Below are 21,826 nucleotides of genomic sequence, written 5' to 3'. Positions count from 1 at the left end.
GTGTCCTCTATTTGTCCGGGTTGGTGATTTCGAGGTCGATGGAGTGGCAGTAGTATCCGCTGCCCTCGTTGCCTGTGATGTTTACGTCTGCGATGTGGTTGTTCGCGGCGAGGATGTGGATTGACCACGATTCGTCGCCGTATTCGCCGGTGGTGGTGACGTGGGTGATCGCGTTGTCGGTGAGGTTCTTTTCTTCCAGTTCCGCTTCGAACCACGCGCAACAGTCGGACGCGTCGTGGAACTTGAGCACTGTCCCGTCATGCAGCGTCATGGTGTTGTTTTCGGTGTCGATTTTGACGATCTTCTTGCCGACGAGTTCCTGTTCCAGGTCACCGTCGGTCATGTCGCAGTAGTCGATTCCGCTCATTCGGTGTCTCCGTCCAGTAGGTCGGTGAGGATGATTCGGGCGTGTAGCCCCTTGCTCGGGCTACTCTGCTTAAGCACGCCTAGTGCTCGCTCCACCCCGTCACGTAGTCGCTCGTTTTCTGCGGCGAGTTCGTCGTTCTGCCGCCGTAGCCGCTGGATGCGCTCTTTACTGTCGTAGAGGTCATCTTCGAGGTCTTGCACTATCCGGGTGGCGTAGTAGTCGTAAACCGGCTCGGTCATGTGTCGATTTCCTCCACCGCGTCTTCCGCGTCCGACACATCCCAATCGACGAGTTCAAACGGCTCTTGGTGACACGGTGATGTCCAACTGTGCTCGTTCAACGCTTCCTCAACGGCTTGCTCCGGGGTGTCTGCTTCCACGGTGACCGCCATTGAAGCGCCGGTTTCTAGGAGGACTTTGTACTTGCTCATTCGGTGTCTCCTTCGAGTAGGTGATTGCAGAAGTCGTGGAAGTGCTTGCGCTCGGCGTAGAGGGTGACGTAGGCGGCTTTCAGTTCGGGGCCGATACGATCTAGTTCCCCTACTACCCGGTCACGGTTTTCCGTAAGAACCCTGCGCAGACGGAGTAGTTCGCGGGCCATGTCCGGGGCGAGGGCGATAAAGTTCAGGTCGCGCTCGACCACCTCGGCGTACTCCCCTTCGGCTTCCATCTCCACGACAACACTGTCGTCCAGCCCCACCACCTGAAATTTGGTGACCTCCGGGTGGTGCTTGCAGGGTCTAGCGTCCACCCTCCACGGGAACGGCACGTCAACCTGCATAAACGCGTCCCGTAGCCGGTCGTAATCAAAACTCATAGTGTGACTCTCCTTTGCTCTTGCTCTGTCGGGTAGTTGGCTAGTGATTCCCCCACCTTGCAGCGCCCCTCTCGCAGGTGGTTGTAGCAACTCTTGCAAATGCCACGCGCTTCGTGGCGCTTCCGGTTTTGGCACCTGATGCACACGATCAGGCGCTTTCCTCGGTGTCCCATAGTCGGTCGAAATCTTCCTGTGTCATGGCGAACGTGTCGCGGTTGTGGACGATGCTGTGTCGTGCTTCCCGCCCGGTTTCTTGCTGGTAGACGGTGCGTAGGTTCTTGTCCGCAATCCGGCACGCGTCGGCATCGAGTTCGATCTGCCGCATTCGGTGGTGGTACAGGTCGTCGAGTTCGTCCGGGGTGAGCGTGGCGAGTTGCATCATGCGGGCGAGGTAGATGCCGGTGCCGCCGAACGGGTCAGTGATGCGGACTTGCGGGTCTGCCAGCGTGCGCCCTTGCTCGGCGAGGGTGTCGATCACTGCGTGTATCTGGAAGTCCACAATCTCCACCGGTGTGACCACTACCCCGTCGCGCTGCCCGCGCTGCTTCTCCGTGAGCTGCTGGTAGTAGCGAGCGATCCTGGTCTGTTCTTCCCGTTTTTCCCGGTCACTCATTCGGCGTCTCCTTCTTGATGGGTGTGAGTTTGTAGCGGCTTGTCCCCGGATTCCATCCGTAGGTGCCGCAGTCTGGGCAGCGGACGTTTTGCCAGTGGTGGCCGAGCCTGCGTGCCGCTTCCTCCGCTGCGTCCCCGTATCCGTCTGGGAGCGGGAAGTCGTGTAGGGGGTTGGGGCACTTGTCGCGGGTGGTGCCCACGCCGGTTTCCCCTCCACACAGCCGAATGAATGTGCTCATGCCCGTTCCTCCTGTTCTGCGAGTGCGAGTAGTGCGCCCGCGAGGGGGCGCAGTTCGTCTGGGCGGACGTTGATGGAATTGATCCCTCGGTCCTCCACCCAAAACGTGGTTCCGGTGTGGTGGTGCTCCCACCCGATCTTGATGGTCGATAGGCCAGGCACCCGGTCACCGCTGTGGGCTATGCGCGGTAGCGTGACCTCCACGGTGCGTGCTTGCTGGTCGGCGTAGTCTTGCGCTTCACGCCAAGTGTGGAAGAATGCTGCACCGCCACACCCCTCACGCTCGACGCACCAGGGTGCCACCCGGTGCCCAAGCCAGCGCGATTTGATTACCCGCCACCGTCCCGGCTCACTACCGGGCATAGGTTCTGGTCTACGCCCGATCATTCGGTGCTCTCCTTTTCCACAATGTCGAGCAGTCGCTCCCAGGCGGGGTTGTCGATACGGGACAGGGCGGACTGCTCCGCGCCCTCGTTGCGTCGCAGTTCGACTTCCAGGCGCACATCACGGGCGATCACCGAACGCGTGTTGTCCGACAACTGCTCCCAGTGCGCGATCACCCACTCGCACGTCATCTCCACGATGTACGTCGCACGGCCACGGGCGTACCGCACCGCACCAATCACCAAAAACTCGTCAGCGGGGGTCAGAGGGATCGGATTCTCCCAACTCACTCCACCACCTCCACATCCGACACAAGACGGCGCACAATACGCATTGGCGCGTCCTCCTGCTTCATGTCCAGGAACTTGCGGGCCTCGACCACATTCGGGAACTCGCCACCCCGCTCACGCCAATAGCCCACAAACTCCTGCACTGCGTACTCGTACCGCAGGTTGGCGATGGTTTCGAGGGCTTCCGCTACGTCTTTCCAGTCCATGTGCGCCATCAAGACCGCCGCGTCCGTACCCTCCGCATGGGCTAGCAGCCCGCGTGCTTCCTCCGGGGTCATTCGCCCCACCCCCAACGCAGCACGGCAACGGTCGGGTCGCCTGCCATGTCCTTCGACTCGAAAGTGAACCTGTCGCGGTGCCACTTCCCGTCGCGCTTCAACAGTGCAACGGAATCCCAGCCGGGGGCAGCAACGATTGTGCCTTCGGGCGCGTCCTCGTAGTCCTCCACCGTGGACAGCACCTCCGGGTGCTCCGGCTGGTCAGCCACAACTTTTTCATTAGATGAACCAGTTGCCTCGCAAGGTTGACCGTCCTTGTCCCACACACGCGGCAAGTCGAAGCGCGGAATCAACTCGTCCGGGTCAGGCGCCCATGCATGTGGCGTAGGAGCGTCGGGGTTATAGCATGGGACACGTCCCGCTCGGTTCACCCCACCTTCGATAATCATGAAATCACGCGGCTCGCCGCCTCGCCTGTACTCGGCCCACATGCCGGTCATGCCGGCTTGCTCTTCGGGGCTGTACTCGTCCATCGTCTTGGTGGACGGCTCCACTAGGTGTTCCGGCTCGGTGATTTCGCGGAGTTCGTACCGCTTCCCATTCGGGATTAGGTCGCCCATGTACGGGAAGAACATCCTCCCGTGGGGAGCGCCAAGGTCGATGGAATAGATTTCTCCAAGTCCAGTGGCGTCGATCATCACTACCGGCGAACCGTCTTTATAGTTCGCGCCCGCCAGGTGGTGCTTCTCGTGTTCCCATTCTGCGTCCGCCATAGTCGGCGGGGTTGTAGTGGCAAGAACAATCTCGGCTGCGGCGTTCGCCTCCGGGCCGTAATTCACCTCCGGCACAGACTTGATCCGTTCCGCCCACTCGCGGGCTAGGCGTTCCTGGTTGTTACGCATAGGGTTCTCCTTCTGGTACTGCGATGATCGTGGCGTGCGTCAAAATCGCGGCGGTGATGCCGTAATCCCCCACCTTCTGCGCGAAGTGGTCGAACAAGCGGCCTACATCGTCGCGGGCGTCCCCGTACACCGCGTCATGCTCCTCCACCGCTTTACGCTCGCGCGCAGCGTGCAGATCAGACGGCTTAGGCATCGACGTCTCCTTCCATTTCTCGTGCCCACCCTGGTAGCGGGCGATTACGAACAGCGGGGTGACGACGCATCGTCGCGAGTGCCTGCAGTTTTTCCACCTGCAGTTCCAACTGCTGACGCATGACAACCTCGCGGCGCCACGCGATGAACTGCGCAAGCCAGGCGGCGAACAGCACCACCTGGGAGGCGTAAATAATCGTCATGCGGCACACGCTCCGATCTGCAGCGCTGCGAACATGGCCAGCCCGTAGATCGGGCCCGCGAACCGCTCCAAGTCTCGAGACTTCGTATCGGGCTCGAGGACGTCGACGGCCCGGGCGACCGCTTCCAAATCAGACATGAGACACACCCGCTTTCGCGACCTGTTCGGCCATGCAGTTCGTCTCCGCCACGACGTCATCGATTGACCAGCGGCGCCCGTGCGGGTTGCTGATCGCCGAATAGTCACCGAGCTGGATCGTGTCGAAGCCGACGATGTGCCCGCCCTCGGTCTTCTCCGGCCCGAAGGTGACACCACCGTGAACGTCGAGCAGCGTTTCGTTGCCGAAGTCAGGATGGTTCTCCAGCGGGTGGCCGTCGGGGATGAGCACGTAGCCGTTCCTGCAGTCGTAGGCCGGGGCGTAGTGGATAGCGCACTCGATGCCCCGGTGTTGCCAGCGGGCGACCTGTGGGGCGGCGAGTTTCTGCTTGAAGATGTCGGTCATGCTGCTACCCGCCCTTCGAGGAATGGCTTGAGTGCTTGGATTGGGATGCGCCACCGGCCCTGGTCACCGTCGCGGTATGCGGGGATGTCCTGGCCGACGCGCTTGCGGATGTTCGTTTCGTGCTGGCCGACGAGCGTGGCGAACTCGGGGACAGTGAGCACGAGTTTCCGGGTGCCGGTGGCTGCTTCGACGAGGTCGAGCAGTTCCTTGTTGGTGATGTGTTTCATCGGCCCCACCTCATCCAGAAGCGGCGGGGCTCGCGGTGCCGGCCTATTCGGCGGCAGAACATGGTGCGTAGACTCATGGGTGGTTTCCTTTCTTGAGACCAAAAACAGGCCCCCGCGTGTGGTTGCAGCACAGCGGGGGCCGATCATTGAGTGTGGTTGGATTAGGTTCATGGCAAACCCAGCAGAATTACTTCACGACGTGTTTTCGGAATGGGGCTCCGAAGCTAGAAACGGCATTTCAACCTGCTCTTCGAGGGCCGATGATGGCGTTCTTACGCTGCATCGCCGTTGCGTTGGATACCTAAATCAGATCGAGGACGTCCTCGAGGCGATGGGCCGTGCGGGAAAGCGGGTCTCCACCTACCAGAAACAATTCCCCGTCTGGGTTAAAACCGTGTTCAACTACAACGGTAATTGGGCGTCCTCCGACTCCCCCATTTCAGACTTCGCCCTCGATATCCTCGACAACCTCATTGAGGCGATGGAACCTTTTGTTCCCGTCCTCGACGTGGATCGGTTTGAGGATCTGAAGCACTACCTCAAGGTGGTCCAAGAAGAACTCCAAGAAGACGAATCGCTTGCGCCTGGAGTTAAGCGCGGCGCTCAGGTGTTAGTAGAAAACGTTCTCACGCTCATCGACTCTTACAAAGTGGTGGGCGATTTCGAACTAGAGCAGGCGCTGAAATCCCTTCTCGGTAGTCTCGCCCTCGTCACGGTGCAAAGCACAAAGAAACAGAGGTGGCGAGACATCATTTCTGATTTCTTCATCCCATACTCGGTGAATCAAGCTCCTGGGTTGGAGATACCTCCACTACCTAAGCTGCTTGAACTCGTTCAGGGAGGGTAGCCAGTTCCATTGTTTCCTCTAGGGCTTGGTCGATGGCCAAGCCGGAGGGCGTGCCGTCGAGGATGGCCTGCTTCATCTTGCGGAGTGTCTGGCTGATTACCAGGCATTCCATCCGGGTGGCGTCTGCTGGGACGAACTGGGGGTTAGACATAGGCCAGTGCCTCCAGGATGTGCGGTGGCAGGATCGGCCAGATCACGTCCAGGACCTGGTGGATCGCGACCTGTGTGGTGATTGGGTCCATAGGGGGGTTTCCCTTCCTTGATGTTGTGGTGGTTTGAGGAGGGGCGGGTGGTGCAGGCGAGTAGTGCCGCGGCGGAACGACAAGGTTTCCGCGGATGCTGCCTTTAATACGCGGTTGCAAGGGAAAGAGAAAACCCCTGCGCACACCACCCACCCCTGGTGCCGATCCGTGGACTTGAACCACGGGAGTTCCCTTATCGGCCTGTGTTTTTCGTGCCCGCTTCTGTGGTGTTTCCTCGCTTGCTACCCGCTACGGTGGTCGGCGGTTCCTTGCCTGTCGGCGCCCGGCGGTCGTCGCAATCTAAGCCACATGCTCTCGCCGGTAAGTAGTCCCACTGGGACACGCCCCATCTATGCGTCCTGATGGGTAAGGCTCTCTATACAGTTCTCAATCAACGTGACCCCCGCGGGGTCGTAGTGCGCTCCCCGGCCTCGAACACGGGGTGGCTTCCGGCAGCGCCATAGCGTCACAGTGACGCATGCGGGGAGGGGTGTTAGTCCGGCAGTTTCACCCGCCAGTACGGATCAATCCGGTTCAGAACGTCGTTGAAGATCGACTGTGCGTTGGCACCGGCCAGTTGCTCGACCTCCTCGGCGAGCAATCTCATTGCTTCGCGGTACTCCCAGACACGGCCACCGTTCGTGGCCTCCAGGGCGTCGACGTCGTCGACGAACTGCGGGGCCCGCGCTTCACCGGTCTTGCACTTGTTCAGGTAGTCGAGGCGGTCAATCGCTTGAGTGAGAGACATGTATTGCTCCTGGCGTTTCGGGGGTTAGGCCGCTGTGGTTTCCGCGGGTTCTGTGGTGAGGATTTGGTCGAAGCTCCAGCCCGTCAGCCGCTGGATCTTCGCGACGGTCTCGAGGTCTGGTGACGTCTTGCCTGCGCGCCAGTTGCGGACGGTTGTGCCGGTGCGGTCGAGGAACATCTGGCCGAGCTGCTCGTCGGAGCGGGAGCCGGTGATTTCCTTGGCTTTGTCGAGGGCTTTGGGGTTGATCTGCATGTGGTCACCTCCTTGCGACTTCGTGCTTACGTTTGCCGATTTAAGCACACGTTAGCGTAATTACGCAAGCAGGATTTGCGATTTACGGCTTTTGCCAGGTCAAGACGTGCGAAAAGTTGCACACTTTGCGATTTTTCGCTAACGTTCGCAGCATGAAACACAGCGAATGGTTGACCACCACGACCGGCGACAGCGTCCGCAACGTCGCGATCACCATCGGAGTCGCCCCACGCACGCTCGCCACTCAGCTAGAGAAGGAACACCTCTCCCCCGAGAACGTCATCAAGATCGCCGAAGCCTATGAGGCGCACCCGGTCGGGGCACTGGTCGCCACGGAGTATCTGGACACTAAGTGGGCGGAGGGGATCGACCCGGAGATGGCCGTCCGCGAGCTCACCGACGAACAGCTTGCGAACGAGATCCTCCGACGCCTCCGCGACGTTCGCGGCGACCATGACGCCTTCCACACCCCAGTTGCTGACCTTGATGCGCGTCGTTCGAACACGCCCAACAGCGATGTCGACCCCCTCCCCTACGCTGCGAACCAAAGACCGCTGGAACCCGAGGAAGGTGATGACGATTACGGACCTGGAGCTTAAATTGCTCGAGCACGCCGAGCGCCTGGGCGTACGCGTCGAAGACGACCACGCCGGAGTGCTCCGGCCCGGCGACCACGGCGGCTGGTTCCCAAGCGCGCGCCTCATCGTCGTGCGCCCCACCCTGGGCCCGCGCAACCGCGTTCACACGCTCGCCCACGAGCTCGGGCATGCCGCGCACGGCGACCCCGCGGGCCACCACCCCCGTTACGAGCACCGCGCCGACCTGTACGCAGCGGATTTACTCATCGACCCGCAGGAGTACGCGGAACTTGAAATGATGTACGACGGACAGGCCGGTGCAATCGCCGCCGACCTTGGTGTCACTGTTTCCCTTCTCGCCACCTGGCGAGCCGACCTCGAAAAGAGAATCGCATGAGCACGACCTATCCCGCTGATAATGGCGCGCCATTGCCACCCCCGCAGCAAAGCCAAGCCAAAGTGGCAAAGAAGCCAGTTTGGAAACGATGGTGGTTCTGGCTAATCGCGATCATCATCATCGCCTTTGTCACCTTCCTCGGCTCCGCCCTCTACGAAGCGAGCAAGATTAATCAGCTCGATGCGAAGGTAGAAGAGCAGTGTCGCGAGAAGGTGATCGAGCAGGCGAAGTACCCCGGAGGGGTCCAGTTCGTCGATGAACCTGTGGTGAAGGAGGAGGGCATCACCGTCAATGATCGCGGCAATGATGTGCTCTCCATGGGTGGCAAGGTTGATTTCCCCAACGCCTTTGGCACTCCAACTCGTGGCACATACGTGTGTCTTTCTGAGGTGGACGGGTATGAGATTCTGCAAACGAAGGCGATCGTTTCTGGTTTTAAGAAGTAGCGCTTATGGGTGCGCCCCACGGGAGCGGGGGATGCTCAGACCGTGGGGCGACTTTATTGGGGGTCCAACCCACCGGGGGATGGTGTTCATTGTTGAACCGTTTAGGAGATTATCAGCATGGCAAGCATCACGCCATACATGACGAAAAAAGGTAAGCGCTACCGGGTGCAGTACCGCGACCCGTCCGGCAAGGTTCGCTCGAAGCGAGGGTTTGTCCGTAAGAGTGATGCCCAAGCGTGGGAGGCGAAAAACGTTGTAGACGTTAAATCGGGCGATTGGATTAACCCGGCACTCGGGCGCACAACTATCGAGCAGTTGCACCCGGCTTGGGTGGCGCGGCAGACGCAGTTGAAGCCGTCCACGGAGACGATGAACTCTGACATTTACCGGCTGCATGTCGAACCGGTGTGGGCATCGCGGGCCGTTGGCGGGGTGAAACCGTCCGAGGTGCAAACCTGGGTGAACTCGTTGGACTATTCCGCGAGTTATGTGCGCAACTGCCACATGGTGCTTGCGCAGCATTTCGATGTGGCGGTGCAGGACGGGATGTTGAAGAAGAACCCGGCGCGTGGGGTGAGACTGCCTAGCAAACCTGTACAGCCAGTGAAGGTGTATCTCACCTACGAGCAGTTGTGCGCGTTTGCGGACACCTCGAAGTACCCGGATTTGATCATGCTGCTTGGCACCGTGGGTTTGCGGTGGGGTGAGGCTGCTGCGCTTAGGCCGTGCGACCTGGACCCGAAGCGGGGCAGGATCAGCATTACCCGGTCGGCGTCGAAAGCGGGTAACCGCGTGGAGGTTGTCACGCCGAAGACGGGGCCGAGGTCTGTGGCGGTGCCGGAGCATGTGATGCGCATGTTGGTGCGCCGTAGCGCGAATCGTCCGGTGGGTGGGTTGTTGTGGCCGAACCGTGATGGTGAGCCGATGATTAGTCCGGGCCATAATTCTTGGTTTGATGGTGCAGTGAAGCGGTGCCAGAAGGCGGACCCGTCGTTTCCGCGTGTGACGCCGTATGGGCTTCGGCATGTGGCGGCGGGGTTGATGATTCAGGCGGGGGCTAATCCGTTGTTGGTGGCGCGCCAGTTGGGTCATGCTGATCCGTCGATCACGATGCGGGTGTATGCGTCGTTGTGGGAGGACGGTCTGGATGTGTTGGCGCAGTCGATTGGTGCGGATGTAGCCAAATTGCAGCCACGGGCGCTCGAATCGTAGGGTTTGCGCTGGTTAAATAGCGGTTTTACGCTAGGTTCGAATCCTGGTGGGGAAGCTTTTTCATTTGGAGGGGTAATGAAACGACTAGCAGCAGTAGCAATGTGCGTTTTGCTCACGGGGTGCGCGGAGCAATCGCTTATCGACGACCCCACGTCCCCGCCCACCTCTGCCCCCGCCACGGATGCTGACTCGGGTTCGCAGGCGTTCGTGTTCGACAGCGGCGTCCTAGAAATCGGCGACTTCGACCTCTACACGCTTGGCGACGACCTCTTCGACCCCTGCACCGAAATCACTGCCGAAGAATTTGCCGCCGCCGGCTTCGACAACGTGGAGCCGATGCCGGAGGAGTACGCGGGGCTGGCGCGCGGGTTGAGCAGCTGCTCTTTCACTAAGCATCCACAGGTCCCGTCTGAGGTTTTCGGAAACACCAATGCTTCCAAGAAGGACGTAGAAGCAGAGGTTGATCTCTTGACCGAGTACGGGTCTCAGGCGCTCCCATCACTGTTTGTGTACGGCCCCCGTGGAGGAATCGGAACGGGATGTTACGCGCAGGTTGATACTGGACGTGGTGGTTTAGTTTCCGAAGTAGGGGGTGCGGATGGTTTTCATCGACAGGAAACAACGTGCCAGATTGCGATTGAGAATCTAGAAAACCTCCACGCCGCCCACTCCCGCTGATCCACATGTCCAATAAAGTAGACATCCTCTTTCTTTCCGGATGAGAACCAACTACGTTCCCTAACTGAACAAGTTGAAAGATTTTCGGGGGGATTCTAAATGCGCGTAAAGCTCGAAACCACAAGTGTCGAAAGCGCGGTTGATTATCTGCGCACCATCGCCAGTTCACTTTTTGAGGTCAAGGGGTCAGGTCAGCGAATTGCACTAACCTCCTTCTCCCAAGCCGGGGGTCTCGATGAGGCAGGTCGGACGCTCAGCCCGATCTCGGATGAGCGTGCGCCGGAGGCGACGCAGGCGTTAGCAACGTACCTGCTGGGTACGGCGAACATTCTCGAGACGGCGCTGAACAACACGATGCGCACGGACGATTCGTTCTCCGGAGCGCTGGCGAATATGGGGTCGCTGTTCAACAACTACTTAAACAGCGCGCAGCCGCAGATCACCAATTTCATGATGCAATCGCGTGCCGTCGAGCCGAAGACGAACGAGTTCGCTAACCCGGCAGCGGTGGCGACGAGTGAAATTTCGTTGAACTCGGCACACACCAAGGTCACGTCGACGAATTCGGCTCTCGCGATCGCTGCGTCGGACTTTTGGAATTCGAATGCGAAGCTGATCAACAACGCTGTAGAGGAACTTAACGAGGTCCACCACGCGCTGAGCTCGTCGGCGGAAACGCAGTGGATCGCAGACGCGATGCGCACGATCACGCAGGTGCAAAATGCGGGTCTCGAGTACGCGGCGAATTCGCAGTCGCTCGCGCAGCACACCGCGATGCTTGCCGACGCCGCCGACTCCGAAAAGATCATCGCTAAGGCCGCGTGGTTTTCGTATCTGGCTGCGAAGAAGCCGGAGGAGAAAGAGGCCATCGAGTGGGCCTACCTCTCCGACTATCCGGGACGCATGACCAGCAACCTGGTGCCGGCGATCCCGACGTTTAACCGTTTGCTGCCGGATCTGAAGTCGATGCCAGGCGATCCGTATAGCACCCGCGACATCCCCTCCCCTGCTGCGCCGTCATTTGAGCCCACGTCGCTTCCCCAGCCGATCCGTGAAGCGTTAACCAACCGGGGCTTGGACGACCTCGCCCACGCGAGCACCCCGTCTGAGGTGATTCAGCAGATGGGCAGACCCAACCCCGAGATGATGGAGCGCCTCGCGGCGGGCGCCACCCCGACGCAGGCGGCGTCGGCGGTGATGGCCCCGCCGAGTCCGGCATCGACGATGGGACCGCTCACCGGCGGTGCGCCCGCAAGCGGCATGCACGGTGCCGGTGGGCCAGGAGTAAATAGCGGCTTCTCCCCTGTCTCCGGCGGTGGATTCGGCCCGGGTGCCGGCTCCGGCGCTGCGGGCGGCGCATCAGGCGCGAACGGTCTCGGCGGTCTCGGCGCGGTGGGGGCACCGGGTGCGGGCGCTAGCGGCCGCCACGCCGCCGGCAGTGCGAGCGGCGCAGGAAGGAGCATCGGCTCTGCAAACGGGATCGGAAATTCCGCCAACGGCGCGGCCCGCGGCGGGCAGATGGGCGCAGGCCTCGGCGCTGGTGCCAACGGTGCCTCGCGTGGCACCGCGAACATGGGATTCGGCGCAGGTGCAGGGGCCGGCTCCGCAGCAGGTGCCGGTGCTGGCGCGGGCCGCCCAGGCTTCACCAACACCGGCTTTGGCCCTGGCGGTGCCGGCACCGCAGGGTCGATGCCGGGCACACCAGGTGCGACGGGCGGTACCGGCATCGCGGCCGGGTCGAGCAACGTCTACGCCGCGAACAACTCTGCTGCCGGTCAGCGCGGCGGCGCTGTTGCCGGCCACCCGATGATGGGCGGGCGCGGCCAGAACAAGCGCGGCGGCGACAAGGCGGCCAAGGTGAAGACGGTCACCAGCGCAGTCGAGCGCGAAGGCAATCTCAAAGCGCTGCTTGGCGACGCCCCGCTGCTGCTTCCCGACATCATCGGCCACAACGTGCGCCGTTAAACCCGCCCGAAAAACGGCAATACACCCCAGCATCAACCGGTGCTGGGGCGTGTCGTCGATAGGCGAGCTAGTGCTCGTGGCCGTTCGGCAGCGCGAGATCCGGCTCCTGGCCTGGCTCGACCACGACGAACTGGCCCATCATGCCGTGGTCCTCGTGGTTGAGCATGTGGCAGTGGTACATGTACGCCAGCGTCGGGTCCGGGTAGTAGCCGATTTCGACGAGCAGCGTCACCGTCGACTTCGGCGGCACGTCGATGGTGTCGTGCCAGCCGGAAGTGAACTCAACCTCGCCGTTTTCGACTTCCTTGACCGCAAAGCGCGCGTTGTGGATGTGGAAGTTGTGCAGCATGTCGTCGTTTTCGTTGGTGACGTGCCAGATCTCGGGCCCGTCGTGGTCGACGACGAAATCCACGCGCGCCATGTCCATCGTCTTGCCGTTGATCTCCATGCCGTTGAGCGTGAACTCGCGCTCCACGCTTGCCGACGACGGCACGTCCAAGGCCACCAATTCCTCCGACAGCGCCGGCGATGCGGGGGCGTCGTCGGCGGGGGCGGCGATCTCGAGCAGGTCGAACTCGTCGCGTGCGCCGAACATGTCGGCCGTTTCCTTGTCTGGCAGGCCGTCGAGGTTCGGCAGCCCGTCGCTGCGCAGGGTGAGGTCCTTGCCGGGCTCGAGATCGACAACGATCTCCACGCGCTCGCCCGGGCTGAGCAGCACGCCGTCGACTTCCACCGGGGACTCGAGGAATCCCTGGTCGGTGGCGACGATCTTGAACGGCACGCCGAGCGACAGGTGGTGGAAGCGCAGCACGTTGCCGTTGAGCACACGCAGGCGCAAACGGCGGGTGGTCGCCTCGAAGCGCGGCTTGGTGATGCCGTTGATGATCATGGTGTCGCCCACCCAGCCGTTTTCCTCGTCCAGCTGGCCGTCTTCGGTGAAGTTGGCGTTGGTGAGGATCACCGGGATGTCGTCCACGCCGTAGTCGTTGGGCAGGCCGGAAATGGCGGTGGTGTCGTCGTCGATGATCAGCCCGCCCGCCAGGCCGCGGTAGGCGTGGTAGGCCGACTTTTCGTGCGGGTGCGGGTGGTACCAGCAGGTCGCGGCCGGCTGGTCGACGGTCCACGAGGGCGACCAGGACTCGCCGGTGTCGAACATCAGCGCCGGGCCGCCGTCGGCGGTGGCCGGCAGGTGCACGCCGTGCCAGTGCACGACGGTCGGCTCCGGCACCTCGTTGTTGACGGTCATCTCGATCTTTTCGCCGCGGCGCATGTACAGCGTCGGGCCCAAGAACGGGCCGTTGAAGCCCCATGTTTTAGTCATGGTGCCGGGGACGATCTCGGCTTCGCCTTCCTGGGCGGTCAGTTCGAAGCGGCGCACGTCGCCGTCGAGGGTGCCCTCGTACAGCGGCGGGATCGGCAGCGGGCGCGGCTCGGCGTCGGCGCCGCGCGGGGTGGGCTGGTCCGATTCGGAACAGCTCGTCAGCGCGGTACCTGCGGCCGCGGCGGCCGCGATAAAGACTGCGCCTTTGAAAAATGTGCGTCGGGAAACTGCCATAACTCCTCCAAGTTCGCCGATTAACGCCAATGATCCTACTATCCGCTGTTATGCGTAACGAGGAAGCGAACGCCCGCCGGTTCATCTGGTCGAACGGTCTGCAAAACATCGGCGATCAAGTCGTCGCCCCGAAAACGGTGCTGCCGTGGCTGTTTAACGCCGCGGGCGTGCCGGCGGCGTTCACGTCGTTTCTCGTGCCTATCCGCGAGTCCGGCTCGATGCTGCCGCAGGCGTTTTTGAGCCCGTGGGTGACGTCGCAAAGCTCGCGCAAGCGCGTGTGGCTCATCGGTTCGTGGGGCCAGGCGCTCGCGTCGGCGGGAATCGCGGCGAGCGCATTGCTTCTCGACGGCCCCGCCCTCGGCATCGTCGTCCTTCTCCTGCTGGCAATCCACGCGGTGTTCCGCTCGCTGTGTTCGATCGCGGGCAAGGACGTCCAAGGCCGCACGATCTCGAAGGGCCACCGCGGCGACATCACCGGCCGCGCCACCGCACTCGCCGGAGGGTTCACCCTCGCGATCGGCTTGGCGCTGACGTTTATCCCCAACGAGCTGCCGCAGTGGGCGCTCGCCGCACTGCTAGCTGGCGGCGCCGCCACGTGGGCGCTCGCCTCGCTCGTGTTCACGCGTATCGACGAACCCACCCCCGACACCGACGCCACCGACGGCCAGGGCCTCGCCGAGATGTGGGCGCTGGTCAAATCGGATAGGGACCTGCAGCGCTTCCTCGTCGTGCGCTCGCTGATGCTGGTCACGGCGCTGTCCACCCCGTTTATCGTGGTGCTCGGCAGCCGCGAAGGCGCGGATCTGACCGGCCTGGGCGCCTTCGTCATCGCCTCCGGCGGCGCGTCACTGCTCGGCGGCCGGATTTCGGGCCGGTTGTCGGATAGGTCGTCGAAAAGCACGATGGCGTGGGCCGCGGGTATCGCCTCCACGGTGCTGGTCCTCCTCGTTGTAAGCGCCAGGCTTGCCGACGACACCGTCAACGCCTGGGTCATGCCACTCGGATTCTTCCTGGTCAACCTCGCCCACACCGCCGTGCGCGTGAGCCGTAAGACGTACCTGGTGGACATGGCCGACGGTGACAAGCGCACCATGATCACCGGCGCCGCGAACACGGTGATGGGTGTGGTGCTGCTGGTGGTCGGCGCGGTGTCGTCGGCAATCGCGCTGGCGGGACCGCAGGCGGCGTTGATCTTCCTCGCCGTGGTCGGCTTCTGCGGCGTGTTCGGCGCGTCCAACCTCAAGGAAGTCTCGGGCAAGGACGCCTAAGCGTTATGCTTGGGGCCGACAAAACGCCCCCACCACAAGGAGTACTCGAGTGCCTAACCACTCCGAACGCGCCGTTGTCGTGCTCGCGGCCGGCGCGGGAACCCGCATGAAGTCCGACCGCCAAAAGACGCTGCACGAGATCGGCGGTCGCAGCCTGCTGTCCCACTCGTTGCACGCCGCCGCAGGTGTAGCGCCGACGCACCTCGTCGCGGTGGTCGGCCACCAGCGCGACCAGGTCTCGCCTGCCGTCGAGCAGATCGCCGAGCAGATGCATGTGGAGATCCGCCAGGCCATCCAGGAGGAGCAAAACGGCACCGGCCACGCCGTCCAGGTCGGCCTGTCCGCGATCCCGGACTTCGACGGCACCGTCGTGGTCACCAACGGCGATGTGCCGCTGTTGACGCCGGAGACGTTGCAGGCGCTCGTCGATAAGCATGAGTCCGAGCATGCGGCGGTGACGGTGCTCTCGCTCGAGTTCGACAACCCCACCGGCTACGGCCGCATCATCCGCGGCGAGGCCGGCGACGTCCTCGAAATCGTCGAGGAAAAGGACGCCACCGACGAACAGCGCCGCGTCCGCGAGGTCAACTCCGGCGTATTCGCGTTCGACGGCGCCGTGCTTCGCGACGCCCTCGCGCGCGTCACCCCCGACAACGCCCAGGGCGAGTTCTACATCACAGACGTGCTCGGCATCGCGCGTGGCGACGGCCGCAAGGTCGCGGCATTCGTCGCCCCCGACGCGCGCGAACTCGCGGGCGTCAACGACCGCGTGCAGCTGGCCGAAGCCGGCAAGGAACTCAACCGCCGCCTCGTCGAGCGCGCCATGCGGGCCGGCGCAACCGTGATCGACCCGGCGACGACCTGGATCGGCGTCGAGGTGGAAATCGGCCGCGACGTGGTCATCCACCCCAACACCCAACTGTGGGGCTCCACCGTCATCGGCGACGGCGCCGAAATCGGCCCCGAGACCACCCTGACCGACATGGAAGTCGGCGCCCGCGCCAAAGTTGTGCGCACCCAGGGTGAACTCGGCGTGATCGGCGAGGAAGCCACCGTCGGCCCGTTCACCTACATCCGCCCCGGCACCGAACTCGGCGCCCGCGGCAAGCTCGGCGGCTTCGTCGAGGCGAAAAACGCCAAGATCGGCGAAGGCTCCAAGGTGCCGCACCTGACCTACATCGGCGACGCCACCGTGGGCAAGCACTCCAACATCGGCGCCAGCTCGGTATTCGCCAACTACGACGGCGTGCAAAAGCACCACACCACCATCGGCGACTACTGCCGCACCGGCTCCGACACTATGTTTGTCGCGCCGGTGAACATCGGTGATGGCGCGTATACCGGCGCGGGTACAGTGGTCACTGAAGATGTGCCGGCAGGCGCGCTCGCCATCAAGGAGGGCCGCCAGCGCAACATCGAAGGCTGGGTCGAAGACCGCCGCCCAGGCACCGAGGCCGCCGAAGCCGCCAAAAACGCGAAGCAAGAGGGTTAGAACATGACTGGTTACTCCACCGAAAACCACAAGGACCTGAAGGTCTTTACCGGACGCGCGCACCCGGCACTCGCCGAGGCGGTGTCCAAGGAACTCGGCATCGACCTGGTGCCCACCACCGCACGCGACTTCGCCAACGGTGAAATCTTCATCCGCTTCGAAGAATCCGTGCGTGGCGCCGACTGCTTCGTCATGCAGTCCCACGCGCAGCCGCTGAACAAGTGGCTCGTCGAGCAGCTCATCATGATCGACGCGCTCAAGCGCGGCTCCGCCAAGCGCATCACCGCGATCCTGCCGTTCTACCCGTACGCGCGCCAGGACAAGAAGCACCGCGGCCGCGAGCCGATTTCCGCCCGCCTGATCGCGGACCTGCTCACCGCCGCCGGCGCGGACCGCATCGTCTCCGTCGACCTGCACACGGACCAGATCCAGGGCTTCTTCGACGGCCCGGTCGACCACATGCACGCCCAGCCAATCCTGGTGGACTACATCAAGTCCAAGTACCCGCTGGACAACCTCGTTGTGGTCTCCCCGGACGCCGGTCGTGTGAAGACCGCCGAGAAGTGGGCCAACATGCTCGGCGACGCCCCCATGGCGTTCGTGCACAAGACCCGCGACGTCGACGCCGCGAACAAAGTCGTGTCCAACCGCGTCGTCGGCGACGTCGACGGTAAGGACTGCATCCTCATGGACGACATGATCGACACCGGCGGCACCATCGCCGGCGCCGTCGGCGTGCTGAAGGAAGCCGGCGCGAAGTCGGTCGTCATCGCCTGCACCCACGGCGTGTTCTCCGACCCGGCCCGCGAGCGTCTCAGCGACTGCGGTGCAGAGGAGGTCATCACCACCGACACCCTGCCGCAGAACACCGAGGGCTGGAACAACCTCACGGTGCTCTCCATCGCCCCGCTGCTGGCGAAAACGATCCACGAGATCTTCGAAAACGGCTCGGTGACCACCCTGTTCGAGGGCCAAGCCTAAAGCTTCGCTTGACGACGACAGCCGGGGCAGCACTTCCGCTGCCCCGGCTTCACGCATACGGAAAGGACGGCCCGCGCATGACCCAACGCTTCGCCGACGGAGTGGAGATCACCCCCGACCTCGCGCACGCGAAAGCAATGTTCGACGCCGACGCCACGCTCGACTATCTCGGTGCCACGATCACCCGGTTGGAGCCGGGTGTGTGCGAGGGTGAGTTTGTCGTCGATAAGCGACATGCGAACGGGTTCGGAGTGTGCCAGGGCGGCGTACTGTTCACGTTCGCCGACGCCCTGTTCGGCGGCGCCTGCAACTCGCGCCGCGACGCCCCCACCGTCAGCGCCCAGTCCGACATGGTCTATCTCGCACCCGCGAAGATGGGCCGAGCCATCCGCGGTGTCGCCCGCGAGCGCCACCAGTGGGGACGCAACGGGCTTTCCAACGTCACCCTCTACGACGGCGACACCGTCATCGCCGAATTCCGCGGGCTGTCCCGCACCACCAACCGTCCCCCGACAGGAAACTAAACCATGACGCTCCAAGAACAGGGCCTCAACCGCGGCGTGAAAAGCCGGCAGCTGATGATGATCGCCTTCGGCTCGTCGATCGGCACCGGCCTCTTCCTCGGCTCGGCAGGCTCCATCCAGTACGCCGGGCCCGCCGTGCTGATCTCGTTCGCGCTCGTCGGCGTGATCGTCTACTTCCTCATGCGCATGCTCGGCGAGATGGCCGTCGAGCACCCGGTCTCCGGCTCGTTCGCCGCCTACTCGCGCGAGTACATCGGCCGCGGAGCCGGCTTTATCACCGGCTGGAACTGGTGGTTTACCACGGTGGTCGTCGGCATGCTTGAGCTCACCGCGATGGGCACGTTTCTGGACTACTGGTTTCCCGGCCTGCCGCACTGGGTCACCGCGTTGGTCACGCTGCTGGCAGTCGTCGGGCTCAACGTGCTCAACGTGCGCGTGTTCGCCGCCACCGAGTACTGGCTGTCGCTGATCAAAGTGTCGGCGCTGGTGCTCATGATCGTGCTCGGCCTAGGCCTCGTCGTCGGCGTCGGCTCGGAACCCGCGATTGGGCTGCAGCACATCACCGACCACGGCGGGTTCATGCCCAACGGCCTGTCCGGCGTGCTGTTCGCGCTGGTGGCGGTGACCTTCACGTTCGGTGGCATCATGTCCATCGGCACTGCCGCCGGCGAGGCCGACGACCCCGACAAGGCGATCCCCCGCGCGGTGAACTCGGTGGTGTGGCGCATTCTGGTGTTCTACCTCGGCGGCATCGGCACGATTTTGCTGCTCGCGCCGTGGAACGAGCAGGACACCAACGAAAGCCCGTTCATCCGCGTGCTCACCGGCGTCGGCTTCTCCGGCGCCGCCACCGCGCTGAACGTGGTCATCGTCGTAGCGGTGTTCTCGGTGCTCAACACGATGACGTACTCGGGCGCGCGCATGCTCCGCGACCTGGCACGCAACGGCCAAGCACCGCGCACCTTCGCCGAGACCAACCACAAAGGCCTGCCCACCAAGGCATTGCTTTTCGACGCCACCCTCATGGGCGTCGTCGTCATCCTCAACTACTTCTTCGAAGGCAAAATCTTCGCAGTGCTGCTCGCCATTATCGTGGGTACCGAACTGATCACCTGGGCCGGCATCTGCGTGTCCCACCTGAACTTCCGGAAACGCGTGCACAACACGAAGTTCCCCGCCCCGCTCTACCCGGCCGCAAACTGGATCTGCATCGGGTTTTTCGCCCTCGTGCTGGTGATGATGGGCATGCTCGACGAATACCGCATGGGCCTTGCCACCCTCGCCGGCTGGATTGTCGCCCTCGGCCTGATCTGGCTGACCACCCAACGAAGGAGCAACGCATGATCCGCCCCGACCTCGACTCCCTGCCCGCCTACGTGCCGGGCGTGCGCGACGAGCGCGCCATCAAACTGTCCTCCAACGAATGCGCCGAAGAACCACTGCCTGCCGTAGTCGACGCGATGGCGCGCTCCCTGGGCACCGTGAACCGCTACCCCGACATGGGCGCGCTGGAGATCCGCGAAGCCCTCGCCGCGCACCTCGGCGTGGCGGTGGAGCAGGTTGCGGTGGGCACCGGCTCGTCCGCACTGTGCCAGCAGCTCGTCGAAATCGCCGCGCAGCCCGGCGACGAAGTGATCTTCCCCTGGCGCAGCTTCGAGGCCTACCCCATCTTCGCCCAGGTCGTCGGCGCCACCGGCGTGCCCGTCGCGTTGGATCGCAATCACCGCGTGGATTTGCCCGCCATGGCGGCCGCCGTCACCACGCGCACGAAGCTCATCTTCGTGTGCAACCCGAACAACCCGACCGGCACCACCATCACTAACGACGAGTTCGCCTCGTTCATGGACGCCGTCCCCGCCGATGTCATCGTCGCGCTCGACGAAGCCTACTTCGAGTACAACCGCGCCGCCGACACCCCCGTGGCCACCGACGTGATCACCCGCTACCCCAACGTCGTAGGGCTGCGCACGTTTTCCAAGGCGTACGGCCTGGCCGGGGCGCGCATCGGCTACGCGTTCGGCCCCGAGCGCATCATCGCCGCGTTGAACAAGGTCGCCATCCCGTTCTCCGTCAGCTCCATGGCCCAAGTCGCAGCCCTCGCCTCCCTCGAAGCCACCGCCGAGCTTGAGGCGCGTATCGACGACACCACCTCCCAGCGGGAACGTGTCGTCGCCAAGCTAGGGCTCGGTGAGTCGCAAGCCAACTTCGTGTGGATCCCCGACGCGCCCGCCGAACTTCCCAAACGTCTGGCCGAGGAGGGCGTGCTCGTGCGCGCGTTTCCCGAGGGCGTGCGCGTGACCGTGACCAACGCCGCCGAAACCGACGCGTTTTTGGAAGCGTGGGACCGTGCGCAGTGAAAGACGCCGCGTCATCGCGGCAACCACCATCGGCACGGCCATCGAGTGGTACGACTACTTCCTCTACGCCGCCGTCGCCGGGCTGGTGTTTAACCAGACCATGTTCGGCCCGCTCGGCCCGGCTGCGGCAACAATCGTGTCATTCCTCACCGTCGGACTGTCGTTTCTGTTCCGGCCGCTCGGCGCGGTGCTCGCCGGGCACTTCGCCGACCGCCTCGGCCGACGCGGCGTACTCATGGTCACCCTGTTCACCATGGGCACCGCCACCACCCTCATCGGGCTGTTGCCCACCTACGACACCGCCGGCTGGCTCGCCCCCGCCGCGCTGATCATCCTGCGGATCCTGCAAGGCACCTCCGCCGGTGGCGAATGGGGCTCCGCGGTGCTACTCGCCGTCGAACACGCACCCGTAGACAAGCGCGGCCTCTACGGCACCGGCCCGCAAGTCGGCGTCCCCGCGGGGCTTTTGCTCTCCTCCGGGGTGCTCGCGCTGATGACCGTCATCGCGCCCGGCGACGCGTTCGTGCAATGGGGCTGGCGCGTGCCGTTTTTGCTGTCGATCGCGCTGACGTTCCTGGGCTGGTGGATCCGCACCGGCGTCGACGAATCCCCCGTCGTCGAAGAGATGCGCGAGGTGGGCACCCGCAACCCCGTCGGCACGCTGTTCAAAAACCACACGGGGGTCGTGCTCGCCGCGGCCGTCATTTTCGCGGCGAACGGCACCGTCGGCTACATGACCACCGGCGGCTACATCCAAAACTACGTCACCGACCCCGCGGGGCTCGCGCTGTCGCGCGGCGACATCCTCTGGGCCGTCACCGCCTCCGCCGCCGTATGGCTGTGCACCACCGCGTTCGCCGGCTGGGTCTCCGACCACATCGGCCGCAAACGCACCCTCGCCATCGGGTTCGTGGTGCAGGCGGTGGGTGTTGCGGTGCTGTTCCCGCTCGTCGATACGGGCTCGATCGCAAACATCACCGCGGCACTGATCTTCCTCACCGTAGGCCTTGGCCTAACCTACGGCGAGATCGGCGCGTTCTACGCGGAGCTTTTCCCCGCCTCCGTGCGCGCGTCCGGCGCGTCGATCGCGTACGCCTTCGGTGCAATCCTCGGCGGCGCGTTCGCCCCAACCATCGCCGCGGCGCTGCGCGAAGCCACCGGCGGCACCGCGGCGATCACGGCCTACTTGATGGCGGCGACGGTGGCGGGGTTCGTCGTCACGCTGCTCATGCGCGACCGCACCGGGATCCCGCTCGGACACGACCATGAAGCCGCGCAGGCAGCGGGGCATTTTGTCTGGCAGGAACGCCCTGCTACCCTATAGCGGTCTCGGC

At 63.5% G+C, this 21,826-nt stretch carries 31 protein-coding genes; 14 read left to right on the top strand and 17 right to left on the bottom strand.

All coding sequences use genetic code 11. The features are described from left to right. Positions 1-7 precede the first annotated feature (7 nt). The 14 genes from IAU68_RS03655 to IAU68_RS03590 all read right to left on the bottom strand — a co-directional run bounded on the left by IAU68_RS03655 (position 8) and on the right by IAU68_RS03590 (position 4,950). On the bottom strand, positions 8-367 hold the full coding sequence (locus IAU68_RS03655) for a DUF7448 domain-containing protein (protein WP_171194425.1): 360 nt from the start codon (positions 365-367) through the stop codon (positions 8-10). Further along, positions 364-606, bottom strand: coding sequence for a hypothetical protein (locus IAU68_RS03650; RefSeq protein WP_171194426.1), 243 nt, complete (start codon positions 604-606; stop codon positions 364-366). The genes IAU68_RS03655 and IAU68_RS03650 overlap by 4 nt, the downstream gene beginning before the upstream one ends. Continuing rightward, positions 603-797, bottom strand: a complete 195-nt coding sequence (locus IAU68_RS03645) for a hypothetical protein (protein ID WP_171194427.1) — start codon at positions 795-797, stop codon at positions 603-605. The genes IAU68_RS03650 and IAU68_RS03645 overlap by 4 nt, the downstream gene beginning before the upstream one ends. Beyond that, positions 794-1,183: a hypothetical protein gene (locus tag IAU68_RS03640; protein ID WP_171194428.1), complete on the bottom strand. Its 390-nt coding sequence runs from the start codon at positions 1,181-1,183 to the stop codon at positions 794-796. The genes IAU68_RS03645 and IAU68_RS03640 overlap by 4 nt, the downstream gene beginning before the upstream one ends. Before the next feature lie 148 nt (positions 1,184-1,331). Further along, complete coding sequence (locus tag IAU68_RS03635; protein WP_171194429.1) at positions 1,332-1,796, bottom strand: hypothetical protein; 465 nt, start codon at positions 1,794-1,796, stop codon at positions 1,332-1,334. A gap of 234 nt (positions 1,797-2,030) precedes the next feature. Then, entirely contained in the window at positions 2,031-2,336 is a 306-nt protein-coding gene (locus IAU68_RS03630) for a hypothetical protein (protein ID WP_171194430.1), read from the bottom strand. An 80-nt stretch (positions 2,337-2,416) separates the two neighbouring features. Continuing rightward, positions 2,417-2,707, bottom strand: coding sequence for a hypothetical protein (locus IAU68_RS03625; protein WP_171194431.1), 291 nt, complete (start codon positions 2,705-2,707; stop codon positions 2,417-2,419). Continuing rightward, complete coding sequence (locus tag IAU68_RS03620) at positions 2,704-2,913, bottom strand: hypothetical protein (RefSeq protein WP_171194432.1); 210 nt, start codon at positions 2,911-2,913, stop codon at positions 2,704-2,706. Before IAU68_RS03620 ends, IAU68_RS03625 begins: the two co-directional genes overlap by 4 nt. A 68-nt stretch (positions 2,914-2,981) precedes the next feature. Beyond that, positions 2,982-3,827 (bottom strand): hypothetical protein, encoded by an 846-nt coding sequence (locus IAU68_RS03615; protein WP_171194433.1) that lies wholly within the window; start codon positions 3,825-3,827, stop codon positions 2,982-2,984. Next, complete coding sequence (locus tag IAU68_RS03610) at positions 3,820-4,020, bottom strand: hypothetical protein (protein WP_171194434.1); 201 nt, start codon at positions 4,018-4,020, stop codon at positions 3,820-3,822. Before IAU68_RS03610 ends, IAU68_RS03615 begins: the two co-directional genes overlap by 8 nt. Next, positions 4,013-4,222 carry a hypothetical protein gene (locus IAU68_RS03605; protein WP_171194435.1) on the bottom strand — a complete coding sequence of 70 codons (210 nt, stop codon included), beginning with the start codon at positions 4,220-4,222 and terminating at the stop codon, positions 4,013-4,015. Before IAU68_RS03605 ends, IAU68_RS03610 begins: the two co-directional genes overlap by 8 nt. Then, positions 4,219-4,359: a hypothetical protein gene (locus tag IAU68_RS03600; RefSeq protein ID WP_171194436.1), complete on the bottom strand. Its 141-nt coding sequence runs from the start codon at positions 4,357-4,359 to the stop codon at positions 4,219-4,221. Before IAU68_RS03600 ends, IAU68_RS03605 begins: the two co-directional genes overlap by 4 nt. Further along, positions 4,352-4,723: a hypothetical protein gene (locus tag IAU68_RS03595; RefSeq protein ID WP_171194437.1), complete on the bottom strand. Its 372-nt coding sequence runs from the start codon at positions 4,721-4,723 to the stop codon at positions 4,352-4,354. The genes IAU68_RS03600 and IAU68_RS03595 overlap by 8 nt, the downstream gene beginning before the upstream one ends. Beyond that, positions 4,720-4,950: a MerR family transcriptional regulator gene (locus IAU68_RS03590; RefSeq protein WP_171194438.1), complete on the bottom strand. Its 231-nt coding sequence runs from the start codon at positions 4,948-4,950 to the stop codon at positions 4,720-4,722. The genes IAU68_RS03595 and IAU68_RS03590 overlap by 4 nt, the downstream gene beginning before the upstream one ends. Before the next feature lie 169 nt (positions 4,951-5,119). Here IAU68_RS03590 and IAU68_RS03585 point away from each other — a divergent pair, with 169 nt between their 5' ends. Then, positions 5,120-5,797: a hypothetical protein gene (locus IAU68_RS03585; RefSeq protein ID WP_171194439.1), complete on the top strand. Its 678-nt coding sequence runs from the start codon at positions 5,120-5,122 to the stop codon at positions 5,795-5,797. Positions 5,798-6,532: 735 nt separating this feature from the next. On the opposite strand, the gene IAU68_RS03580 is transcribed toward IAU68_RS03585, so the two are convergent. Both IAU68_RS03580 and IAU68_RS03575 read right to left on the bottom strand, forming a co-directional pair. Further along, entirely contained in the window at positions 6,533-6,787 is a 255-nt protein-coding gene (locus tag IAU68_RS03580) for a hypothetical protein (protein ID WP_171194440.1), read from the bottom strand. Between the two features lie 24 nt (positions 6,788-6,811). Further along, a complete protein-coding gene (locus IAU68_RS03575; protein ID WP_171194441.1) occupies positions 6,812-7,039 on the bottom strand; it encodes a hypothetical protein in 228 nt (75 codons plus the stop codon). A gap of 152 nt (positions 7,040-7,191) precedes the next feature. Between IAU68_RS03575 and IAU68_RS03570 the strand changes: the two genes are divergently transcribed. The 6 genes from IAU68_RS03570 (at position 7,192) to IAU68_RS03545 (ending at position 12,315) form a co-directional block, all read left to right on the top strand. After that, entirely contained in the window at positions 7,192-7,638 is a 447-nt protein-coding gene (locus IAU68_RS03570) for a hypothetical protein (RefSeq protein ID WP_171194442.1), read from the top strand. After that, complete coding sequence (locus tag IAU68_RS03565) at positions 7,613-8,014, top strand: ImmA/IrrE family metallo-endopeptidase (RefSeq protein ID WP_171194443.1); 402 nt, start codon at positions 7,613-7,615, stop codon at positions 8,012-8,014. The genes IAU68_RS03570 and IAU68_RS03565 overlap by 26 nt, the downstream gene beginning before the upstream one ends. Continuing rightward, the gene (locus IAU68_RS03560) at positions 8,011-8,460 is read left to right on the top strand and encodes a hypothetical protein (protein WP_171194444.1); all 450 of its coding nucleotides are present in this window, start codon (positions 8,011-8,013) and stop codon (positions 8,458-8,460) included. The genes IAU68_RS03565 and IAU68_RS03560 overlap by 4 nt, the downstream gene beginning before the upstream one ends. 117 nt (positions 8,461-8,577) lie before the next feature. Next, entirely contained in the window at positions 8,578-9,672 is a 1,095-nt protein-coding gene (locus tag IAU68_RS03555; RefSeq protein ID WP_171194445.1) for a site-specific integrase, read from the top strand. A 75-nt stretch (positions 9,673-9,747) separates the two neighbouring features. After that, complete coding sequence (locus IAU68_RS03550; RefSeq protein WP_171194446.1) at positions 9,748-10,350, top strand: DUF3558 family protein; 603 nt, start codon at positions 9,748-9,750, stop codon at positions 10,348-10,350. Between the two features lie 99 nt (positions 10,351-10,449). After that, positions 10,450-12,315 (top strand): hypothetical protein, encoded by a 1,866-nt coding sequence (locus tag IAU68_RS03545; protein ID WP_171194447.1) that lies wholly within the window; start codon positions 10,450-10,452, stop codon positions 12,313-12,315. A gap of 67 nt (positions 12,316-12,382) precedes the next feature. Here the strand turns inward: IAU68_RS03545 and IAU68_RS03540 are convergent, their stop codons facing one another. Further along, the gene (locus IAU68_RS03540; RefSeq protein ID WP_171194448.1) at positions 12,383-13,870 is read right to left on the bottom strand and encodes a multicopper oxidase family protein; all 1,488 of its coding nucleotides are present in this window, start codon (positions 13,868-13,870) and stop codon (positions 12,383-12,385) included. A 50-nt stretch (positions 13,871-13,920) separates the two neighbouring features. Here IAU68_RS03540 and IAU68_RS03535 point away from each other — a divergent pair, with 50 nt between their 5' ends. From IAU68_RS03535 to IAU68_RS03505, 7 genes are all read left to right on the top strand, one after another. Beyond that, complete coding sequence (locus tag IAU68_RS03535; RefSeq protein ID WP_171194449.1) at positions 13,921-15,138, top strand: MFS transporter; 1,218 nt, start codon at positions 13,921-13,923, stop codon at positions 15,136-15,138. Positions 15,139-15,187: 49 nt separating this feature from the next. Beyond that, complete coding sequence (gene glmU / locus IAU68_RS03530; protein WP_171194450.1) at positions 15,188-16,630, top strand: bifunctional UDP-N-acetylglucosamine diphosphorylase/glucosamine-1-phosphate N-acetyltransferase GlmU; 1,443 nt, start codon at positions 15,188-15,190, stop codon at positions 16,628-16,630. Positions 16,631-16,633: 3 nt separating this feature from the next. After that, on the top strand, positions 16,634-17,611 hold the full coding sequence (locus IAU68_RS03525; protein WP_171194451.1) for a ribose-phosphate diphosphokinase: 978 nt from the start codon (positions 16,634-16,636) through the stop codon (positions 17,609-17,611). A gap of 77 nt (positions 17,612-17,688) precedes the next feature. Then, positions 17,689-18,135: a hotdog fold thioesterase gene (locus IAU68_RS03520; protein ID WP_171194452.1), complete on the top strand. Its 447-nt coding sequence runs from the start codon at positions 17,689-17,691 to the stop codon at positions 18,133-18,135. Positions 18,136-18,138: 3 nt separating this feature from the next. After that, a complete protein-coding gene (locus IAU68_RS03515) occupies positions 18,139-19,479 on the top strand; it encodes an amino acid permease (protein WP_171194453.1) in 1,341 nt (446 codons plus the stop codon). Continuing rightward, on the top strand, positions 19,476-20,492 hold the full coding sequence (hisC, locus tag IAU68_RS03510) for a histidinol-phosphate transaminase (protein WP_171194454.1): 1,017 nt from the start codon (positions 19,476-19,478) through the stop codon (positions 20,490-20,492). Before IAU68_RS03515 ends, hisC begins: the two co-directional genes overlap by 4 nt. After that, a complete protein-coding gene (locus IAU68_RS03505; RefSeq protein WP_171194455.1) occupies positions 20,482-21,816 on the top strand; it encodes an MFS transporter in 1,335 nt (444 codons plus the stop codon). Before hisC ends, IAU68_RS03505 begins: the two co-directional genes overlap by 11 nt. Positions 21,817-21,826: the final 10 nt, after the last annotated feature.

Source organism: Corynebacterium lujinxingii, assembly GCF_014490555.1.
In the GTDB taxonomy this organism is placed as follows: domain Bacteria; phylum Actinomycetota; class Actinomycetes; order Mycobacteriales; family Mycobacteriaceae; genus Corynebacterium; species Corynebacterium lujinxingii.
The sequence above is the reverse complement of the archived record's forward strand: the minus strand, read 5'-3'. Positions and strand labels throughout refer to the sequence as shown.

What these genes read in the sequence shown, in the direction of transcription:
- IAU68_RS03620 (WP_171194432.1), bottom strand. Translation starts at nt 2,913, where the DNA reads ATGGACTGGAAAGACGTAGCGGAAGCCCTCGAAACCATCGCCAACCTG.
- IAU68_RS03610 (WP_171194434.1), bottom strand. Translation starts at nt 4,020, where the DNA reads ATGCCTAAGCCGTCTGATCTGCACGCTGCGCGCGAGCGTAAAGCGGTG.
- IAU68_RS03520 (WP_171194452.1), top strand. Translation starts at nt 17,689, where the DNA reads ATGACCCAACGCTTCGCCGACGGAGTGGAGATCACCCCCGACCTCGCG.
- IAU68_RS03590 (WP_171194438.1), bottom strand. Translation starts at nt 4,950, where the DNA reads ATGAAACACATCACCAACAAGGAACTGCTCGACCTCGTCGAAGCAGCC.
- IAU68_RS03545 (WP_171194447.1), top strand. Translation starts at nt 10,450, where the DNA reads ATGCGCGTAAAGCTCGAAACCACAAGTGTCGAAAGCGCGGTTGATTAT.
- IAU68_RS03515 (WP_171194453.1), top strand. Translation starts at nt 18,139, where the DNA reads ATGACGCTCCAAGAACAGGGCCTCAACCGCGGCGTGAAAAGCCGGCAG.
- IAU68_RS03635 (WP_171194429.1), bottom strand. Translation starts at nt 1,796, where the DNA reads ATGAGTGACCGGGAAAAACGGGAAGAACAGACCAGGATCGCTCGCTAC.
- IAU68_RS03585 (WP_171194439.1), top strand. Translation starts at nt 5,120, where the DNA reads ATGGCAAACCCAGCAGAATTACTTCACGACGTGTTTTCGGAATGGGGC.
- IAU68_RS03570 (WP_171194442.1), top strand. Translation starts at nt 7,192, where the DNA reads ATGAAACACAGCGAATGGTTGACCACCACGACCGGCGACAGCGTCCGC.
- IAU68_RS03600 (WP_171194436.1), bottom strand. Translation starts at nt 4,359, where the DNA reads ATGTCTGATTTGGAAGCGGTCGCCCGGGCCGTCGACGTCCTCGAGCCC.
- IAU68_RS03580 (WP_171194440.1), bottom strand. Translation starts at nt 6,787, where the DNA reads ATGTCTCTCACTCAAGCGATTGACCGCCTCGACTACCTGAACAAGTGC.
- IAU68_RS03565 (WP_171194443.1), top strand. Translation starts at nt 7,613, where the DNA reads ATGACGATTACGGACCTGGAGCTTAAATTGCTCGAGCACGCCGAGCGC.
- hisC (WP_171194454.1), top strand. Translation starts at nt 19,476, where the DNA reads ATGATCCGCCCCGACCTCGACTCCCTGCCCGCCTACGTGCCGGGCGTG.
- IAU68_RS03645 (WP_171194427.1), bottom strand. Translation starts at nt 797, where the DNA reads ATGAGCAAGTACAAAGTCCTCCTAGAAACCGGCGCTTCAATGGCGGTC.
- IAU68_RS03655 (WP_171194425.1), bottom strand. Translation starts at nt 367, where the DNA reads ATGAGCGGAATCGACTACTGCGACATGACCGACGGTGACCTGGAACAG.
- IAU68_RS03615 (WP_171194433.1), bottom strand. Translation starts at nt 3,827, where the DNA reads ATGCGTAACAACCAGGAACGCCTAGCCCGCGAGTGGGCGGAACGGATC.
- IAU68_RS03535 (WP_171194449.1), top strand. Translation starts at nt 13,921, where the DNA reads ATGCGTAACGAGGAAGCGAACGCCCGCCGGTTCATCTGGTCGAACGGT.
- IAU68_RS03650 (WP_171194426.1), bottom strand. Translation starts at nt 606, where the DNA reads ATGACCGAGCCGGTTTACGACTACTACGCCACCCGGATAGTGCAAGAC.
- IAU68_RS03550 (WP_171194446.1), top strand. Translation starts at nt 9,748, where the DNA reads ATGAAACGACTAGCAGCAGTAGCAATGTGCGTTTTGCTCACGGGGTGC.
- IAU68_RS03540 (WP_171194448.1), bottom strand. Translation starts at nt 13,870, where the DNA reads ATGGCAGTTTCCCGACGCACATTTTTCAAAGGCGCAGTCTTTATCGCG.
- IAU68_RS03560 (WP_171194444.1), top strand. Translation starts at nt 8,011, where the DNA reads ATGAGCACGACCTATCCCGCTGATAATGGCGCGCCATTGCCACCCCCG.
- IAU68_RS03575 (WP_171194441.1), bottom strand. Translation starts at nt 7,039, where the DNA reads ATGCAGATCAACCCCAAAGCCCTCGACAAAGCCAAGGAAATCACCGGC.
- IAU68_RS03595 (WP_171194437.1), bottom strand. Translation starts at nt 4,723, where the DNA reads ATGACCGACATCTTCAAGCAGAAACTCGCCGCCCCACAGGTCGCCCGC.
- IAU68_RS03640 (WP_171194428.1), bottom strand. Translation starts at nt 1,183, where the DNA reads ATGAGTTTTGATTACGACCGGCTACGGGACGCGTTTATGCAGGTTGAC.
- IAU68_RS03525 (WP_171194451.1), top strand. Translation starts at nt 16,634, where the DNA reads ATGACTGGTTACTCCACCGAAAACCACAAGGACCTGAAGGTCTTTACC.
- IAU68_RS03555 (WP_171194445.1), top strand. Translation starts at nt 8,578, where the DNA reads ATGGCAAGCATCACGCCATACATGACGAAAAAAGGTAAGCGCTACCGG.
- IAU68_RS03605 (WP_171194435.1), bottom strand. Translation starts at nt 4,222, where the DNA reads ATGACGATTATTTACGCCTCCCAGGTGGTGCTGTTCGCCGCCTGGCTT.